The sequence below is a fragment of the Bradyrhizobium sp. Pha-3 genome (genome assembly GCF_042258615.1).
GTDB lineage: Bacteria > Pseudomonadota > Alphaproteobacteria > Rhizobiales > Xanthobacteraceae > Bradyrhizobium.
Genome location: NZ_CP170152.1, coordinates 7,691,802 through 7,709,511 on the forward strand (window position 1 = coordinate 7,691,802; position 17,710 = coordinate 7,709,511).

A 17,710-nucleotide genomic window follows, 5' to 3' on the forward strand; every position below is an offset into this window, starting at 1 on the left:
TTGCCTGAATGATCGCTCGTCAGATGTTTTCCCGCGAGGCGGATTTCAACAGCGCAGCGTGCCGAGTGTCTTCCCTCGGCAGATAGAAGGATCCAGCGTCCAGGCCGGCATGGCTCGTATTGATAATGTCCACTGGATTCGAACGCTTCACGTGAGACTCGACAGCTAACTCGCAATTCTGTTCAGACCAACAGAGTCTCCTTCTCGTGTTGCAGCGAGAATGGCGGCTTCGCGTTTCGCAACATTACTGTCGAACGCTAACAGCGCGATGTCGGGTTTGAGCCCAATGTCGCAAATTTGACGCGTACCTTGCGCCTGGAAAGCCTCTTTTAAGCGGCATGCTGCTTGCTTCATTCGCGGCACCATCACCGATGCCAGCGCGAAGGCGCTCGGTTGTGGATGGGGAAATGCAGCGGAGTATTTGATGCGATCTGGACTTCTTTTTTGGGGAGCCACAACAATTGCGCTCGTCGCATGCGGTGCGGCCAATTCGGCAGACCTTGAGCCAGCAGTGCAACTGCCACCGACTGTGTGGGGCTGGTCCGGAGGATATATTGGAGGGCACCTCGGCGGTGGTTATGGCCGGACGTCCTTCAGTAATTCCTACGGCTCGTCAATCTATGGCGACGTCGTCGATACCCCTGTGTTCCTGGCGGGTGGGCAGATCGGCTACAATTGGCAGAAGAATAGCTGGGTGTTTGGCCTCGAATTGGATGCCAGCGGTGCTGTCTCCGACGGCACGAATACCTGCCTCGCTGCCTCCGGCTTTGTTGTGAGCGCGAACTGCAAGGCAAGTCCCAACGTCTTTGCCAGCGGTACCGGTCGGGTCGGTTACGCTTTTGGCCCGCAGGGCCACACCCTGGCCTACGTCAAGGGAGGCGTCGCTTGGCAGAACAATCAAGGCGACGTCGTCAATAACCATGAGTTTGGCCGGTGGTCGCTACAGGAGAAAACCGATTTTGCTTATGGTCGTGTCGGTGGCATCGTCGGGCTGGGCGTCGAGCAGGCGCTTACGCCTGCATGGTCCGTCAAAGCTGAGTATGACTACCTGCATTTCGGCGGCCCGAGGGTCGAGACCCCTCCGACCGTGCAGTTTCCACCGTTTGCAATTCTGCCAGCGAACACAACCAGCCTGTCTAGCAACTATCACATCGGAAAGATCGGGTTGAACTACCATTTTGGTGCCGACCCCTGGACGGCGCAATGGGGCGACGCGCCGCTGTACGCGAAAGCGCCCGCCGGTGCGCCGCCGATTGCTTACACGCCCGCTTGGTCGTTCGAAGGCGGCTCGCGGCTCTGGCTCAGCCGCGGAAGGTTTCAATGGGACCACAGCGCAGTGCCCTATGGCAGCCTCGAAGACCCCAGCATTCTCATCTCGAGGCTCACTTATCACGGACTTGACGGATTTTCCGGGGAGTTATTTGGCCGTCTTGACAGCCCCTGGGGAGCGTTCTTGAAGAGCAATATTGGCACCGGGCGCTTCAACAAGGGAAAAATAAACGATGAAGATTGGGGCATTGGGGAACAATTCTCCTATGTCAACACCATATCAGGCCAAGCAAACGGAAGGTTCACGTATTACACGGCGGACCTGGGTTACGATTTCCTGCGCGGCGCCACCTACAAGGTCGGAGGATTCATGGGTTGGACCTATTACGCGCAGAGCTCCGACACGATCGGATGCATGCAGATTGCCAACCCCATGTTTCCATGCCCGGCGGCCGCTGATCAAATCGTTGGCAGCCAGGATACTCAATGGAATGCACCTCGTATCGGCCTAAGCGCCGAAACCATGCTCACCGAGCGTTGGCGTTTGAGCGCGGATGTCGCTTACCTGCCTTGGACCGATTTCAGGGGGCGTGACCATCATCTCTTGCGCCCGGAGACCACCTTCACTGAACAACACGGCAATGGTGGCGGCGTTCAGGTTGAAGGTGTCTTGTCCTACTTCATCACCAAGAACATCAGCGTCGGCGTCGGTGGCCGCTATTGGGCCATGTGGACCAAAAGGGGTGGCGAGTCTGACTGCAGCAGCAGCGGCTGCGTACCGACCGGTTTTGCGAAGTACAGCATGGAGCGCTGGGGTACGTTCTTTCAGGCGTCCTACAAGTTCGATTGAGAGGCCTACCACAGCCAAGGGAGCTATCAGGGGAAACTTGGGTGATGACGGATTGGGATAGGCGGCGTATCGAGGCGGGGCTGTCGGGGTTCACTCCTAGTTCAAGGAGCTAGCCTTGTTGTTGCGCGTTCTCGGCATGGTCAGTTGACGATTAGTCCGTCAGGTTCGCGTTGGCTTCCGGGAATGAAATAGTTCGTCGATGGACCGTTTCGGGTCTTTGATCCGGGAGCGATCCTTGCGATCGTTCTTCTGTGCCTCGAGCTTCTGCAGGAAACGGAAACGGGGCGATCGGGTCGCGTGCCCCGATCGGCCGTGCTTGGTCATGCCGAAACCCTTTTGGCCACCATGCGTCATTTGATCACCAACAAATGCTGCGCGCCTAATCTCTGGCGGGAAACCGGCAACGGAGCCAAGCTTCATGCGGTTCGCCGGAACCACGATCAGGTGAGCAAAGAATAGCCCTGATCGTCAAAAGGCGCGAGGTGGAGACGGTCAGTTTGCAAGAACAGAATGCTGCAGCGCGGCGCGCCTGCTCCCCAACGTGTCGGAACCCCTGAGCCGCTGTGAGGTGTCGGGGTTCGAGTCAGGGGTCCGCTACATCGCGAAACCCACTATGTCGCAGGTCCTGTTTTCTTATTGGAGAGCAGCCTAACTCGCAACGTTAGTTCCCGATAGTCCGCTCAAAGCCGCCGTTCGTGCGCTATTTGTCGCCAGCTCGAAAAGGTCCCAACATAGGTTCAAATCCTGGACGCAGGCGCTCCGACAAACTTCCTCCGCTCGCAATTTCCGTGAAGTAGGTATTCGGCGGTTCGAGAAGTGCGCAAGGGCGTTTCAGGCGGGCGAGGACCGCCGGTATGCTTCGGACCCGGCAGGAGCAAGCTCGTGCAGAGCTTCCCAACTAAGACCTAGCGGGGGCCGAACTACGGTGGAAACGCCGACGCCGTCGCAAGCGCAGGGTTTTAAACTCAAACACCTGGGCGTTGTGTGCCGCACGCGAGCCCAAACACACCCGGACGATAAATTCCTGACAGTTGCGATCTCATCCACAAATGATCGGCATGATGTGACGGAGCTTTTGACCATGAAGCGCCCTCCAGCGTCGCGCGCTTGAATGTCGCGGAAATCTGACGTTTCGCGGCAAAGTCGGCGGCGCGGGATATTCAGCAAAAACTCTGCCGCAAGAATCGGATGGTACCGCGCGACCATCCGGCCGTCAAACTCGCAACGTCGTTGCACGATGCGTTATCGTGTGAAGAGTTAGCTTCAGACCCCGAACTACCGATCAATATGCTCCGGCAGGAGTGTCGTTACGATCTGCCCCGGTCTTGTGCACCCAGCAGCGCTGCTCGCGCGTTTTCGGCCAGACCTCACCGGCGGCCTTCCAGAACCCGAGTGCGCCATCGGCGATGGCGAGCCGCGGCGGCATGCCGAGCCCGCGCCGCTTCAGATCGCGATCGCGTACACGCGGCTAGCGGACGGCGACCGGACCGATACCGGTCATCACCTCGCGCTCCGGCAGGTGACCGTGGCGCACGACGCGCTGGTGGCCTACGCGGTCTTCAAATCGGCATGCGCGCCGAGAACGTCTGCGACCTCGGCCTCGACCGCCTGGGCCAACAGAGCACGCGCCCCATTGCGCAAGATTTCGGTGAGGATGATTTTATCTTTGAAGCATATCGCTCGGTGGAGAAGTGGAGGCGTCAAACACCCCAAGATATGCCGCCTTCCCGATTCCCGCCGTCGCCAACTTCAGCGATAGCTCGCGCTTTTCATTGTCGATCGACGACGGCTTTCAATTTTGAGATCGGTACAAGTTCGGCGTTCGCGTTAATTCATCGTCGCTTCGACCTCTGCACGAAAAGCTTGGCGCGAGGCGTCGCGTGAATAGAACATGTGGCCGCCCGGAAAGACTACAAGTTTGACGCGCGGTGCTGAGACAAATGGCGGCAATTGGTCGAGCGCGATCTGGGATCCGAGATAAGGCGTGACGAGGTCAAACAGGCCGTGACCGACTAGCAATTTCATCTTCGCGTCCGTTGCGAGAATATGTCGCAGCTCCGAAAGCGACTCCGGAAGCTCGCGGCCGAAATCCCAAGCCTGCTCGACCGTGTAGTTGATTAGTTCATAGGAGCCGTCCGGCCGCCAGTTTAGCTTGCGCGTAAGGAGATCGACAGTGGCGCTGGTCAGAGGCGCCAGCAGCCTATCGGCCGAGGGATCGCTGGAAAGGTCGAAACCGGAGTCCGGATAGGGATCGAGGCCACGCACCGAGGAGTCATAATTACCGATTAACTTGCCGTTCTTACGGTCGAACTCACGGCGAAACATGGCAAGATCGATGCGGCCCGCGAGCCTGCGACTCACCGCCTGGTCGATGCCGGTCAGCGCCGCGATCTTGTCGGCCAGACGCGTGGTCGCTTCCTTGTCTGCCTGGCCTTTGATGAGGTCGACCAGAAACTCGCCGCGTGCATAAGCTTCCACGTCAGCGAGATCGGATCGCTTTACCGGACCCTCGGCTTCACGCAGGGTCGCGACATAGCTTGGCAGCCTTGCAACGTATTGCAGCAGGCTCGTGCCACCGTGCTGGCTGTAGTCGAACAGCGGCGAGACCATGATCAGGCCCTTGACGCCTATGCCCTGCCGCATCTGCAACTGGTGGACAAGCTTTGGTCCACGAATGCCGCCATAGCTTTCACCCGCGATGTATTTCGGCGACAATAGCCGGTCATGCTTTTCGAGCCAGCGGCGGACCACCAGCGCGAGCGCGTTGACGTCGCCCTCAACGGAATAGAGCCGCTTGCGCACATCATCGCCGGTCCTCACGAAACGGCTATAGCCGGTGCCTACGGGGTCGAGAAACACCAAATCGGTGAAATCGAGCCAAGTCTCCGCGTTTGGCCTCGCCTCCGGAAATGTGGACGGCGTGACCTCGTCAGCATTGATCGGCAGCCGCCACGGCCCGGCATTGCCGAGCTGCAGCCAGGCCGATGATGAGCCCGGTCCGCCGTTGAAGAAGAACGTGACCGGGCGCGTGCCGCGATCGGTGCCGTCAAGCTGATAGGAGGTATAGACGATGTCGGCCTCCGGCTCCCCCTTGTCGTCGAACAGCCGGATGGAGCCGGCCGTCGCGATGAAAGAGAGCGTCCGCCCAGGGAGATCAAGCCTTTGCCTGGTGCTGCAGTCCGGCGGCAGGCGATGCTGCTCGGCCACCGACGGCGTACTCGGCGCTTGGCCGCCGCCCTTCTGGCCGGCCGGCGCCGTGGCCTGGGCGCGCGGCGGCGGATCGTCGGCCCGCGCGCTCCCCATCATCCCACAGGCAAACAGGATCAGCGCAAGAGAGGTGCGGCGCATCGCGGTCAACTGCATCAAGTTTCTCCTGTCCCGGCGCGCACTTTTGGTGCGCGAGGCGTGTCTGAAAACGGCTCTGCTCACTAGCTCATGCCGGGGAACAACAAACCTACTAGATCCAGTAGTCGTCACCATCGCCGGATGCCGATCATATGCCACCATCGCGACAATCGCCCCGATTGGCGGCATTGCGCCGCACAGCGCGGCTGAAGAGATCGCCGCATTCCTCGGAGGTGACGGATCAACGGATGACCCTGGATGAGTTGCGATGTCGGTGGTGGCGTCGTTTCAATCTGCGCGAATGCCTGTTCAAACAGCCGCTCGACGGTCGCGCGCAGGTGCTTGTCCGGTAGATGCGATCGTGGTCGAGTAGCTCGGCCATTCGGCTTTGCGGTAACAGATCCGGGCGGGCGGCTTTCCCGCACCGGCCCTTCCCGAGGGCAACCCGCGTCATATCCGTGCCTGCGCCCATGTGCGAGTGATGCGTGGAGTTGGCAGGCGCAAGCGTGTCGTCAGGGTCTCAACCTCCGGCCAGCCATGCGCCGACTTTTCTGGCTGCGCCGTCTCAATCAGCTGACGATCGCCGGAACGCTGGATGACACGGCATCGTCACGGCCAAACTTGACGCACCACTCAGGCGTTCGCGTCAACGCTCATTAATCCAAATCCGCATTTCGCCTTCGCCGCGGTTGGCCCAGCTGAACCACGGAATGAATGTCAACCGCTGTGGTTGCAGCTGTCCGGGCACTTTGTCGTACTGATAAAGGGCTCCTTCTTCAAAGCGCGTGTGTTGCAACCGGGCCCCATCAGCCTGCAGCAAAATCTTGTCGCTAAAGGGACCAGTACCTTCGATAAGCGAAAACCGGCTTTCTGCAGGAAGCCAAAGGTTGTGTAACTCGGTCCCATTGTCGATTTCTTCCAGACAATATATCAAAGGGCCGCGCTGGATAGCCACCTTCCCGGCCAAATTGCGAAGTTGCGGATGACCGTATACGCGGCGCACTTGCATCGGCAGCGATAGTTTGACCCGATCTCCCTGCCGCCACGTGCGGCGAATATGCAAATAGCCCTTGCGCGACTCGTAATGGACAGGTTCGCCGTTTAGGGTCGCCTCCGGCGCGCTGCACCATTCCGGCAAGCGCAGCGCGAGCGTGTGGGCGACCGGCTGTGCAGATTCCACGGCGATTTCCACCTCGTCCTTCCAAGGATAGTTGCCGCTCATGAGCAACCGCAGCGTATGCCCGCCAACCGATACCGCCGCGCTATTGCCAATGTAGAGATTGATATAGAGCGCGTCGGAGCATGGCGTATAGATGTAATGGCCAATTGATGTGAAAAGGCGTGCAATGTTCGGCGGACAGCACGCGCAGCCAAACCAGGGTTGCCGCACCGGCCTGACATGATCGTAGATGCCATTGGAGCTGAGCGTTTGGGGATGAACTTCGAGCGGGTTAACATAGAAATAGTGACGCCCATCGAAAGCGATACTGCCCAGGACCGTATTGTACAACGCGCGCTCCATCACGTCGGCATAGCGACTGTCCACTTCCATCTCCAGCATACGGCGTGCGAACATCATCAGGCCAATCGACGCGCAACTTTCCGCGTACGCAGTATCGTTCGGCAGATCGTAATCGCTGCTGAACGCTTCGCCGAAGCTTTGCGAGCCGATCCCCCCGGTGATATAGATCTGACGCTGCACCATGTTTTGCCATAGCCGCAGGCAAGCCTGGCGTTGCTGCTCGTTCTGACGAAGACGCGCGAGATGAGCGAGCCCAGTCATGAGGTATACAAACCGAACCGCATGACCGGTTGCGGTCCGCTGTTCCGAGATTGGCAGGTGCGCCTGGCTATAGGCTTTATTCTTCACCGTCCAGGGCGCGCCATTTGAACTGACGTGGCATGATTGCTGGCGTTTCTCGTATTCAATGTCATAGAAGTGCGGCTCTGTCCCGCGTTGCTCCACGAAATAATTGGCTAGCGTCAGATATCGCTGCTCCTGTGTCACTTCGTAGAGGCGCGTCAATGCAAGTTCAATTTCTGGATGGCCATCATAGCCGTGGACCTGATCGCGCTCCGGGCCGAAAACTGTGCCGATGTGGTCAGCAAGTCTGCAAACGACCTCCAGCAGGCGTCGTTTGCCGGTAGCCAGAAAGAAAGCGATGCCGGCCTCAATCAAGTGGCCGGCACAGTAAAGCTCGTGACACTCCGCTAGGTTGCTCCAGCGCTCCTGAGGCGCCTCTAGCATGAAATAAGTGTTGAGATAGCCGTCGCCGCATTGGGATTCCGCAATCAATTCAATCAGCTCATCGGCGGCTTTCTCCATGTCCGGATTGGGTGTCTGGCACAGCGACCAAGCAACCGCCTCCAGCCATTTTGCGACATCACTGTCCTGAAAAACCGTGCCGTAGAACTCCCCCTTCGCACGTCCGGCGGCAATACGGAAGTTTTCTACCGCGTGGCTCGGTGTCGCTTCGGGATTGCGGTCGTTCAGCGCGTCCCATTGATAGGGAATCGCCACGTCCCTCACCAATTGCTGGCATTTCCCAATCAGCGGATCCGATACCTGTAGGTCGTGAAGATTGACTTCGGCCACATCCCGCTGCTTCATCTCGTCTCCTTCGTGTGTGGCGAACGGGCGCCTGGCTCAGACAAGCCAGCGCGCCCTGATCGCGTTGTTGCGATTGCCGCCTCGAAATTGACGGCTGCGCAATCATATTTTCCACGCGAACATTGAAACGTTAGAAATGGAAAGGCTGCCCTCAATGCCACAGGATACCGCGGGGCTCAGAAAGGGCTGGTCAAACCGAGCTTCTTTGCAATCTCCTCCCGCTCAAATCTCATGCAACAATCGCGCTGGAGTTTGTGCGATCACAAGCGCCGGGCCCCGCCTAAGGCCTCGCCGTCAAGCCAGCCGATCTTGCTCTTCAGGAAGCGAAATCCCAGCACCTCGAAGCCGGCCCGCTCCCTGTTGTCCCGACCGTAACCATGGCCGCCCGCCGCCGGCTCGTAGAAATAGGCCTCGTAGCCCATCGCCTGGAGCTTCGCGGCCATCTTGCGCGCGTGTCCGGGATGAACACGATCATCGCGCCGCGTAGTGGCGATCAGGATCGGCGGGTATTTTCGGCCGGGCGTGGCGGTATGATACGCGGAATAGGTCTTGAGCCATTCCCAGTGCTCGAGCTTATCCGGGTCCCCATATTCTGCAATCCAGCTTGCGCCTGCCAGAAGCTTGGTGTAGCGGCGCATGTCGATCAGCGGGATCGTGCAGAACAACGCGCCAAAGCGTTCCGGATAGCGCGTCAGCATATTGGTGATGAGGATACCGCCGTTAGATCCGCCCTGGGCTGCGATCCGCTTCGGCTCCGTGACGCCACGACGCACGAGATCGGCGGCAACGGCAGCGAAGTCGTCATGCGACAATTTCTTGCCCCCCAGCCGGCCGGCATCGTGCCAGCGCGTGCCGAACTCGCCGCCGCCGCGTAGATTGGCCTGGACCGTGGTGCCGCCGCGCTCGAGCCAAAGCTTGCCAAGCGCTGAATTGTAAAACGGCCTCATCGAAATCCCAAAGCCGCCATAGCCGCTCATATGGACCGGCGCATCGCCGCTCTCGCCGGCCGGACCGGTTTGGACATAGGGAATGCGCTCGCCATCGATCGAAATGGCCTCGTGTTGCGTGACCACAAGCCCATCCGGGGTAAAGGTCATTGGCGCCTGCTTGAGCACGGTCGGACTGTCGACGTTATTCTCGATGAGCATAAGCGAAGCTGGCGTGAGCGGATCTTGGCTGTCGACGAGCAGGTCGCCATTGCTTTCGGATGGATCGCTATCAAGGGGCCAGACGTGGACGACCCCTATGTCGGGAAGCCCGCGCAGTTGAGCGCGGCTCCAGCCTTCATTGGATGGCGAGCAGATCTCGAAGAATGGCCGCAGTTCGTCTAGAATGGAAAGCACAAGCTTGCCGGCACTCCAAAACAGCCCCTGCAGCGCGCGGCGTGGGCCTGGTTCGAAAAGAACCTCGAACTGACGGTTGCCTTCAAGGAAAGCGGCCAAAGAGATGACGAGCACCGTATCCGCGGCATAGGTCTGCCCCGCCACAGACCAGGATTCGCGCGGTCTGATGGCAAGCCAGTCGCGATGGGGGTGGATCCGGATGTTGCTTGGCAGATCGATCTTCGTCGTAATGCCGGATGCATCGCCGAGCCAGATGGCAACATTGAAGGTATCCACATGATCGACGAACCACATCCGTGGCGGCACGACGGCCTGGTCGACATTGCAGCCGGCTTCGACATGATCGGCTACGATGTCAAAGATCACTGGCGCTCGATCCGCCTGCGTACCGCGCCGCCATAGCCTCACTGTACGCGCATAGCCGGAGGTCGTCGCCATGCCCTGCCCATAAGAGCTTGAGAGCAAAAGCGTATCGGGATCGAGCCATTCAACCGCGCTCTTGGCCTCCGGCAAGACGAAGCCATCCCGGACAAAGGTCTTCGCGTCGTAATCGAACTCACGCAAGGTGGCGGCATCAGCGCCGCCGCGCGATAGGCTCAAAATCGTCCTGCTATGATTCCCGGCCAGCGAGACCGTCGCTTTCAGAAGCCAGTCTTCGCCTTCGCTGACCGCGAGCTGATCGACGTCGAGCAGAACCTCCCATGATGGCTTCGGCGTGCGAAATTCTTTCAAGGTGGTCCGTCGCAAGAGGCCGCGTGGATTGTTGGCGTCCTTCCAGAGATTGTAGAGATGGCCGCCGCGCCGGCTGATGGAGGGGATATTGTCCGGTCGATCATAAATCGAGGTCAGCGCGTCGCGATCTCGCTCGAATGCCACGCCCCCAAACGCCTGCAGCGTCTTGCCATTCTGCCGTTCGACAAATTTCAGCGCCCGCGCGCCCTCGATCTGTTCCAGCCACAGATAAGGATCATCGTCTGGAGCGGAAAGCGTCGGCTTTCCAGCCCGCGACTTTGTCGTCGCGCTTGCTTTGACCACCCTTCACTCCACCGCTGCCATTGACGTGCACTCCCGACACGGCATCGCACCAAAGCTTTTCAAATATTGCATCCGCAGTTCCTTAATGTGGCGGCCGTTGATGCTGATTGCCATGTGTCCGTCAATTCCATCAATTGCCGAAGCTGGTAGTTGACTTGGGCGCGCTCTGACGCATCTGGCGACGTGCACACCCTCAAGGCTTGGACCCCAAACTGCCCGTGGCAACTTCATCTCGCTGCGAGCTCGGCTTTCCTTGCCCGGGGACGACTACCGAGCATCTGGGCGACACCGCCCGCCCCCAAATGGCCGCGCTCGCAACGTCCATACCTCTGGATCAGGCGAGAACTTGGTTGCTGGGGGCCGAGACCATTCTTGCCGCGCAAAGAGGCGCTTGCGGTACGAGCTACACTGATATCAGCAACGTTTGCTTTCATCACCCTCGCCCGGGCGAATCCGGCTAGGATCTTTCCGGCGCCACGAAGCACCCCTGAAAAGGCAAGGCTCTGACCGAGCGGATCGAGTTTGTCGGTCGCCGGCATCGACGCCGTCATCTCGGTCGCCATGTTCAGCGGTCTCGGCTTGGTGCTGTCTGTCCCGGTGCTCTGCTTGACCAATACATTCCGGGCGAACAGTTTTGAACCCAGGGCTCGGCGGTCACCGAGATCGCCGCGGAGGGCGTGCCGAGACTTGATCCTCGGCTGCCGCTTCCACGGATGTGGCCCCTGAGAAAGCCGACTTCGCATCCGCTCAACGGCCGATTGACGCGGGCTTAAGGGGTCGAGCCCGCATCGGCGACGACGCCGGATCGCTCGATCGTTCCGGAATGGATTTGATGTCAGAAATCTCGAGAAAAATCGAGGTCGGGCCTGCACTGGGCTTGCACAACTGTCTGCGGCATCATCGAGCATTTCTCTTAAGGCTGCGGCCAGTGGAATGGCCTATAAAAAAACGAGGGCCGAGGGCCCTCGCAGTTTGGGAGAACAGACAAACGCCGGTATCCGGGCGCCGTCACGCCATGGTCGGCATGACGAATTCGGCCCCGGCTCGTATCCCGGTTGGCCAGCGGCTGGTGACCGTCTTCATTCGTGTATTGAAGCGAACACCTTCCGGTCCGTGCATGTGGTGGTCGCCGAAGATCGATGCTTTCCATCCACCGAAGGAGTGAAAGGCCATCGGCACCGGAATTGGAACGTTGATGCCGACCATGCCGACCTTGATCTGGTGAGCAAATTCACGCGCGGCATCGCCATCACGGGTGAAGATCGATGTTCCGTTGCCGAATTCGTGCTCATTGATCAGCCGCGCGGCCGTCGCATAATCCGGCGCTCGCACGACCGACAGCACGGGCCCGAAGATCTCCTCCTTGTAGATCTTCATGCTCGGGGTGACGTGATCGAACAGGGTCCCGCCCAGGAAGAAGCCGCCCTCATAGCCCTGCATCCTGAACTTGCGTCCATCCACGAGCAGCTTCGCCCCATCCGCGACGCCCGCATCGATGTAGCTGCGAACCTTCTCCAGATGCTGCTTCGTGACAAGAGGACCCATCTCGGCCTCGGGATCAGTACCCGGCCCGACCTTCAGGCCTCGAACCTTCGGCTCCAGGGCGGCGATCAGCCTATCCGCGGTCTTCTCGCCGACCGGTACGGCAACAGAGATCGCCATGCAACGTTCGCCGGCGGAGCCGTAGGCGGCGCCCATCAGCGCATCGACCGCCTGATCCATGTCGGCATCGGGCATCACGATCATGTGGTTCTTGGCGCCGCCGAGCGCCTGGCAACGCTTCCCGGTGTTCGCGGCGGTCGAATAGATGTACTGCGCGATCGGCGTGGACCCCACGAAGCTGACCGCCGAGACGTCTGCATGATGCAGCAGCGCGTCGACGGCCTCCTTGTCACCCTGCACCACGTTGAAGACGCCATCCGGCAGGCCGGCTTCCTTCAGCCATTCCGCCATGACCAGCGAGGCGGACGGGTCACGTTCTGACGGCTTCAGGATGAAGGTGTTTCCGCAGGCGAGTGCGACCGGAAACATCCACATCGGGACCATGACCGGAAAATTGAAGGGCGTGATTCCGGCGACCACCCCGAGCGGCTGGCGCGTGGAATAGCTGTCGACGCGGGTCCCGACATTCTCGGTGAGCTCGCCCTTGAGCAACTGCGGGGCAGCTGTCGCAAACTCGACCACCTCCATCCCGCGCTGGACTTCCCCGAGGGCGTCGGAATGAACCTTACCGTGCTCGGATACGATCACGTCGGCGAGCTGTCCTGCGCGGTCATCAAGGATCCGCAGAAAGCGATTCAACACGCGCGCCCGTCGCAAGGGCGTCGTATCGGCCCAGCCCTGCGCTGCCCGGCTGGCCGCAGCCACGGCGTCCGCCACATCGGTCGCGTTGGCGGCCGCGACCGAACCCGTCTGCTCGCCCGTTGCCGGGTTGAAGACAGGCAACCTTCGCTCCGTACCGCCTGGCACCCGCTTGCCATTGATGAAATGATTTATCTGCGTGACCACGAGCAGTCTCCCTGTAAGTTCCGATCCGATACGCGCCTTAAGTCAGGCCGCTTTCATTCCCGCCATGTATTTTCCGATCACGCGCTTGTCGGCGCCATCGGCCGCAACCTCATGGACAATGCGCCCCCCGCTCATGACGAGAATCCTGTCGACCAGGCCAAGCAGTTCGTCGAGATCCTCCGAGATGAGCAGCACCGCGGCGCCGCCGTTCCGTGCCTCGACGATCCGGCGGTATGTCTCTTCGCAGGCGACGAAATCGAGGCCGAAGGTTGGATTGGACGCGATCAGCAATCGGACGTTTTGGGTGAGTTCTCGCGCCAGGACCGCCCGTTGCACGTTGCCTCCGGATAGCGCGCTCATGCTCGCCGTCAAGCCCGGGGCTTTGACACGAAATTGCTTCACAAGCTTCTCGGCCTGCTCCGCGAGCGCTCGGTAGTTCATCGCGATACCGCGACAGAGCGGCGCCCGATCGAAGTTGCGCAGGGCAAGGTTCTCCGCCAGCGACATCCGATCAATGCAGGCGTTCTTGAGCGGCTCCTGCGGCAACCCGTAGACGCCGAGGCGGGCAATTTCCTTCCGCGTACCGTTGAAGGCGGCGCCGGATACGGCGATGGTACCGCTGCGATCGCGCTGGCCCATCAAGGTCTCGACCAACTCCAACTGTCCGTTCCCGGACACGCCGGCAATTCCCACAATTTCACCTTCGCGAACCTCGAGTGAGAGATCCTTCACGGCCGGTAGTCCGTTGTCCCCGTTCACGGACACCTGCTTCATGGAAAGGACAATTTTGCTCTTCGGCGGCAATTTCGGCGCGTGCTGCACGGCCTTGCTGACGGGTTCTCCGATCATTGCTTCGGCCAGGGCATCGTCCGACAGATCCGCGACCGCTCCGGTTCGGACTGACGCGCCACGCCGCAGCACCGTGACGTCGTCGGCGTATCGGCGTACTTCGTGAAACTTGTGGCTGATCAGAACGGCGCTAAGCTCGCCCGCCCGCGTCAGGCTGCGAACATAGCCGAGCACCTCATCGGCTTCTGCCGGCGTGAGTACGGACGTCGGCTCGTCCAGGATGAGAAGCTTGCGCCCGAGATAGAGCTGCTTGACGATCTCGGCTTTCTGCTTCTCCCCCGCAGAGAGCTGCGAGACGCGCACGTCGAGCGGGACGTGGAACGGAAGCTTCTTGGTGACTTCGGCCAGCCGCTTCAGCTCGCTTTGCCAGTTGACGTAGGCCGGCAGTCTCGCGCCGCTGACGACGAGATTCTGCGCGACCGTCATGGACGGAACCAGCGTGAAATGCTGATACACCATGCCGATGCCGAGCGCGTCGGCATCCTTCGGCGAGTTCAACCTGTGCTCGCGCCCGTTGACCTGGATATGGCCATTATCCGGATGGTAGAAACCCACGAGGCATTTGACCAACGTGCTCTTTCCGGCGCCATTCTCCCCGAGCAGTGCATGGACAGTGCCCGACCGGATCAGCAGCGACACGTTGTTCAGAGCGAGATTCGCTCCGAAACGCTTCGTCATGTTCTTGAGTTCGACTTGCGGAGCGGTCATCGGATGATCCTCAGGGACGTATTCCGGTCACAGCGTTTCTCATCGGTGCAGCTTGAGTTCGCCGGGCGCATCGGCGAACGGAGCCGCGCGCGACGTCGAGGCCACCATGATCGCCAGCGTCAGGATGTAGGGAGCCGCGTTGAACAGGTAATAATAGCCGGTGACGCCAACACCCTGCAGCGCCGGCCCGAGGGCGCCTGCACCGCCGAACAGAAGTGATGCGCCGAGGGCGTTGATGGAACGCCAACGCGCAAAGATGACGAGCGCCACCGCCATGATGCCCTGCCCGCTGGACAGGCCTTCGCTCCAGCTCCCGGGATATGAAAGCGACAGGAAGCTGCCACCGATGCCTGCAAGGAAGCCGCCGGTCATCGTCGCCAGGATGCGCACCCGCAATACCGGGAAACCAAGCGCGCGCGCCGCATCCTCGCTGTCGCCGACGGTGCGCAGCATCAGTCCCCAGCCGGTCCTGTTCAGGAAGACATAGACCGTGAACGCCAACGCGATTCCGACGAAGAACAGCGCGTTCACGTCCAACCCTGCTCGCACTTGCGGCACGCTCGACCAGAATCCGAGAGATATCGAAGGAAGCGCTGGCGCCTTGGGTTCGATCAAGGGTTTGCCGAAGAAGAACGCCAGGCCGGTGCCGAGCACGATGAGGCTGATGCCGATCGCCGTATCATTGACGCGCTTCACACTGCAGAGCAGACCGTGCAGCAGCCCGAAGGCGGTTCCGGCCAGTCCCGCCGCAAGCACGCCGAGCCAGGGCGAGCCGGAGAGATACGAGATCCCGTATCCCGCCATCGCGCCCAGCATGAGCGTGCCCTCGAGACCCAGATTGATGCGCCCCGATTTTTCGGTGATGAGCTCACCGATGCTGACGAAGATGAAGGGGGTCGAAACACGGATCGCTCCGCCCAAGATCGCGAGTGGCAGTGCGAGCCAGCCGATTGCCGTGGGATCCATGCTTACCTCCGTGCCTTTTCTCGCAATTGTTGTGCAATTGCATCCGCGACGAGGACGCAGACGAAGATCAAGCCCTGAAACACCAGCATCGTCGCGTCGGGAAGTTCGAGGCGCCGTTGCAGCAGGCTGGCGCTTGCCTGCATGCCGCCGATCAAGAATGCGACAGCGACAATCGCGAGCGGCTGGTGGCGCGCCAGGAATGCGACCAGGATTCCGCTGTAGCCATAGCCAACGATGAGTGAGGAGTTGGCCGTCCCCTGCACGGCCGCCACTTCGATCGCGCCGGCAACTCCCGCCATTCCGCCCGCCACAAACGTCGCACCGATGACCCAGCGGTTCACGGCCAGGCCGACCATCCTCGCGACCCTTGCACTGCCGCCGACCACACGCAGCGCAAAGCCCCATCGTGTGTAGCGCAGCACGACGTGGGCGATGATGGCCAGCGCCAGGCTGACCGCAAGCCCGGCATGAACGCCAACGCCCGGCAACATGGGCAACATGTAGGACGGATCGATCGGATGGGTCGACGGCTTGTCGAGGCTCGCCGGATCCCGGAGCAGGCCTTCCGTCAGATGGTGAAAGATCGCGATCCCGATGTAGGACAGGAGCAGGCTCGAGATCGTTTCATTCACACCCCGGTATTGCCGGAGCACACTGGCCAGACCGAACCAGAGTCCTCCGGCCAGAGCGCCGGCGACCAACATGATGACTTGCATCGGAAGTGCGTGCGCTCCCGCAAACGGCAACGTCACGACGGCCCCTGCAAGTCCTCCGAGCACGAGAGCGCCCTCGCCGCCGATGATCACCAGCCCTGCCTGTGCGGGTATGGCAACGGCCAAGCCTACCAAGATCAACGGTGCGGCCCGCGACAAGGTATCCTGCCAGGCGAAGCTGCTGCCGAAGCCGCCTTGAACGATCAGGCCGAACACCGTGAAAGGGTTTTGCCCGTACAAAGCGACGAAGGCCGCGAAGACCGCCGATGCAAGCAGCACCGCCAGGACGGGCAGGACCACGCTGAGCTGGGCTGCGGTTCCCGGCGGGTTCGACGGCGCGGACTCGATTCCCGAGATCGAAGACAAGGTCGCCTCCTAGACTTGGCCGATGATGCCTTCAACGAGGTAGTTGATCCCGTCGAGCGCGCGGTCATTGCTGCTCTGCATGACGCCGGCAGGGATGACGACGTTACCCTTGTTGTCCTTGAGCGGGCCGCTGTAGACCACGAGCGTGCCGCCGATAAGGTCTGCTCTTGCCTTCTCGGCCGCCGCGCGGGCCTCGGGCGTGACGAGCTTTCCGAAAGGACTGTTCTTGACGAAATGGTCGGAGATGCCGGCACGCAGATAGTGCTCGGGCTTTTTGCCGCCCCGGACGCTGCCGGCATACACAAGATACGGCGTGATCCAGTTCCATTCGGCTCCCGTGAGATAGCCGTTGGGAGCGACATCCGCCTGGCTCGAGTGGTAGCCGCACGACATGACGCCGCGCTTCTCGGCCGTCTCGATCACCACTTTCGGGCTGTCCACCTGGGCCGCGATGACGTCGGCGCCCTGGTCGACGAGCGTATTGGTCGCCTCTGCTTCGCGCACCGGAAGCACCCAATCGCCCGTGAAGATGACTTGCACCTGAATGGCCGGATCGACCGAACGGGCGCCGATCGCGAACGCGTTGATGCTTCGCAGAAGATTGGGTGTCGGCTTCGCAGCGACGAGGCCGAGCTTCTTGCTCTTTGTCATGTGGCCCGCGATGATTCCCGAAATGTACTGCGCCTCGAAAATGTAGGCGTAGAACGTGCCGATGTTTTCGGCCATGCCCGCCGTCCAGACGCCGCCGGTGTGAGCGAAGGTGACATCCGGATATTTGGCCGCCATCTCCAGAACGTGGGGCTTGAAGTAGCCGAAGGACGTCGCCAGGATGAGCTGAGCGCCATCCTGGCGGATCATGCCTTCCATGCTGCGCTGGGCGGCGATTGTTTCGGGAACGCGCTCCTCTTCGACCACCTTGATGCCGGGTAGCTTCTTCAGCGCGGCTGCGGCCTGCGCATGAGACTGGTTGAAGCCATAATCCTGTTTTGAACCGGAATAGAGGATCCCGATCGTGAGCGGCGTTTCCGCGTGCGCAGCCGCAATATCGAGAACGAATGGTGCGGAGCCGGCAGCGGCCAGCATCTGAAGGAACGAGCGACGGTCGAAGGGTTTCAATGTCATTTTTCTCTCCCTGGATGATCAGCAG

11 protein-coding genes and 2 pseudogenes are annotated in these 17,710 nt (G+C 60.6%); 1 reads left to right on the forward strand and 12 read right to left on the reverse strand.

All coding sequences use genetic code 11. From position 1 onward, the window contains the following. Window positions 1-165: 165 nt before the first annotated feature. The gene (locus tag ACE10Z_RS36000; protein WP_375784953.1) at window positions 166-354 is read right to left on the reverse strand and encodes a hypothetical protein; all 189 of its coding nucleotides are present in this window, start codon (window positions 352-354) and stop codon (window positions 166-168) included. A gap of 70 nt (window positions 355-424) precedes the next feature. On the opposite strand from ACE10Z_RS36000, the gene ACE10Z_RS36005 reads away from it, so the two are divergent. Continuing rightward, window positions 425-2,119: an outer membrane beta-barrel protein gene (locus ACE10Z_RS36005; protein WP_375784954.1), complete on the forward strand. Its 1,695-nt coding sequence runs from the start codon at window positions 425-427 to the stop codon at window positions 2,117-2,119. Window positions 2,120-2,278: 159 nt separating this feature from the next. Here the strand turns inward: ACE10Z_RS36005 and ACE10Z_RS36010 are convergent, their stop codons facing one another. From ACE10Z_RS36010 to ACE10Z_RS36060, 11 genes and pseudogenes are all read right to left on the reverse strand, one after another. After that, complete coding sequence (locus tag ACE10Z_RS36010; RefSeq protein WP_375784955.1) at window positions 2,279-2,539, reverse strand: hypothetical protein; 261 nt, start codon at window positions 2,537-2,539, stop codon at window positions 2,279-2,281. Window positions 2,540-3,440: 901 nt separating this feature from the next. Then, window positions 3,441-3,794: pseudogene (locus tag ACE10Z_RS36015) on the reverse strand (IS256 family transposase); the annotation flags it as partial. A gap of 152 nt (window positions 3,795-3,946) precedes the next feature. After that, on the reverse strand, window positions 3,947-5,467 hold the full coding sequence (locus ACE10Z_RS36020; protein ID WP_375790006.1) for a S10 family peptidase: 1,521 nt from the start codon (window positions 5,465-5,467) through the stop codon (window positions 3,947-3,949). A 169-nt stretch (window positions 5,468-5,636) separates the two neighbouring features. Then, a pseudogene (locus tag ACE10Z_RS36025) lies at window positions 5,637-5,825 on the reverse strand (IS21 family transposase); the annotation flags it as partial. 285 nt (window positions 5,826-6,110) lie between these two features. Next, window positions 6,111-8,075, reverse strand: coding sequence for a glycoside hydrolase family 127 protein (locus ACE10Z_RS36030; protein ID WP_375784956.1), 1,965 nt, complete (start codon window positions 8,073-8,075; stop codon window positions 6,111-6,113). 260 nt (window positions 8,076-8,335) lie between these two features. Beyond that, the gene (locus ACE10Z_RS36035; protein WP_375784957.1) at window positions 8,336-10,453 is read right to left on the reverse strand and encodes a prolyl oligopeptidase family protein; all 2,118 of its coding nucleotides are present in this window, start codon (window positions 10,451-10,453) and stop codon (window positions 8,336-8,338) included. 1,008 nt (window positions 10,454-11,461) lie between these two features. Next, complete coding sequence (locus ACE10Z_RS36040; protein ID WP_375784958.1) at window positions 11,462-12,961, reverse strand: CoA-acylating methylmalonate-semialdehyde dehydrogenase; 1,500 nt, start codon at window positions 12,959-12,961, stop codon at window positions 11,462-11,464. 42 nt (window positions 12,962-13,003) lie between these two features. After that, window positions 13,004-14,518: an ABC transporter ATP-binding protein gene (locus tag ACE10Z_RS36045; protein ID WP_375784959.1), complete on the reverse strand. Its 1,515-nt coding sequence runs from the start codon at window positions 14,516-14,518 to the stop codon at window positions 13,004-13,006. A gap of 39 nt (window positions 14,519-14,557) precedes the next feature. Continuing rightward, on the reverse strand, window positions 14,558-15,484 hold the full coding sequence (locus ACE10Z_RS36050) for an ABC transporter permease (protein ID WP_375784960.1): 927 nt from the start codon (window positions 15,482-15,484) through the stop codon (window positions 14,558-14,560). A gap of 2 nt (window positions 15,485-15,486) precedes the next feature. Further along, window positions 15,487-16,563, reverse strand: coding sequence for an ABC transporter permease (locus ACE10Z_RS36055; protein WP_375784961.1), 1,077 nt, complete (start codon window positions 16,561-16,563; stop codon window positions 15,487-15,489). Between the two features lie 9 nt (window positions 16,564-16,572). After that, entirely contained in the window at window positions 16,573-17,685 is a 1,113-nt protein-coding gene (locus ACE10Z_RS36060) for a BMP family ABC transporter substrate-binding protein (RefSeq protein ID WP_375784962.1), read from the reverse strand. Window positions 17,686-17,710 lie beyond the last annotated feature (25 nt).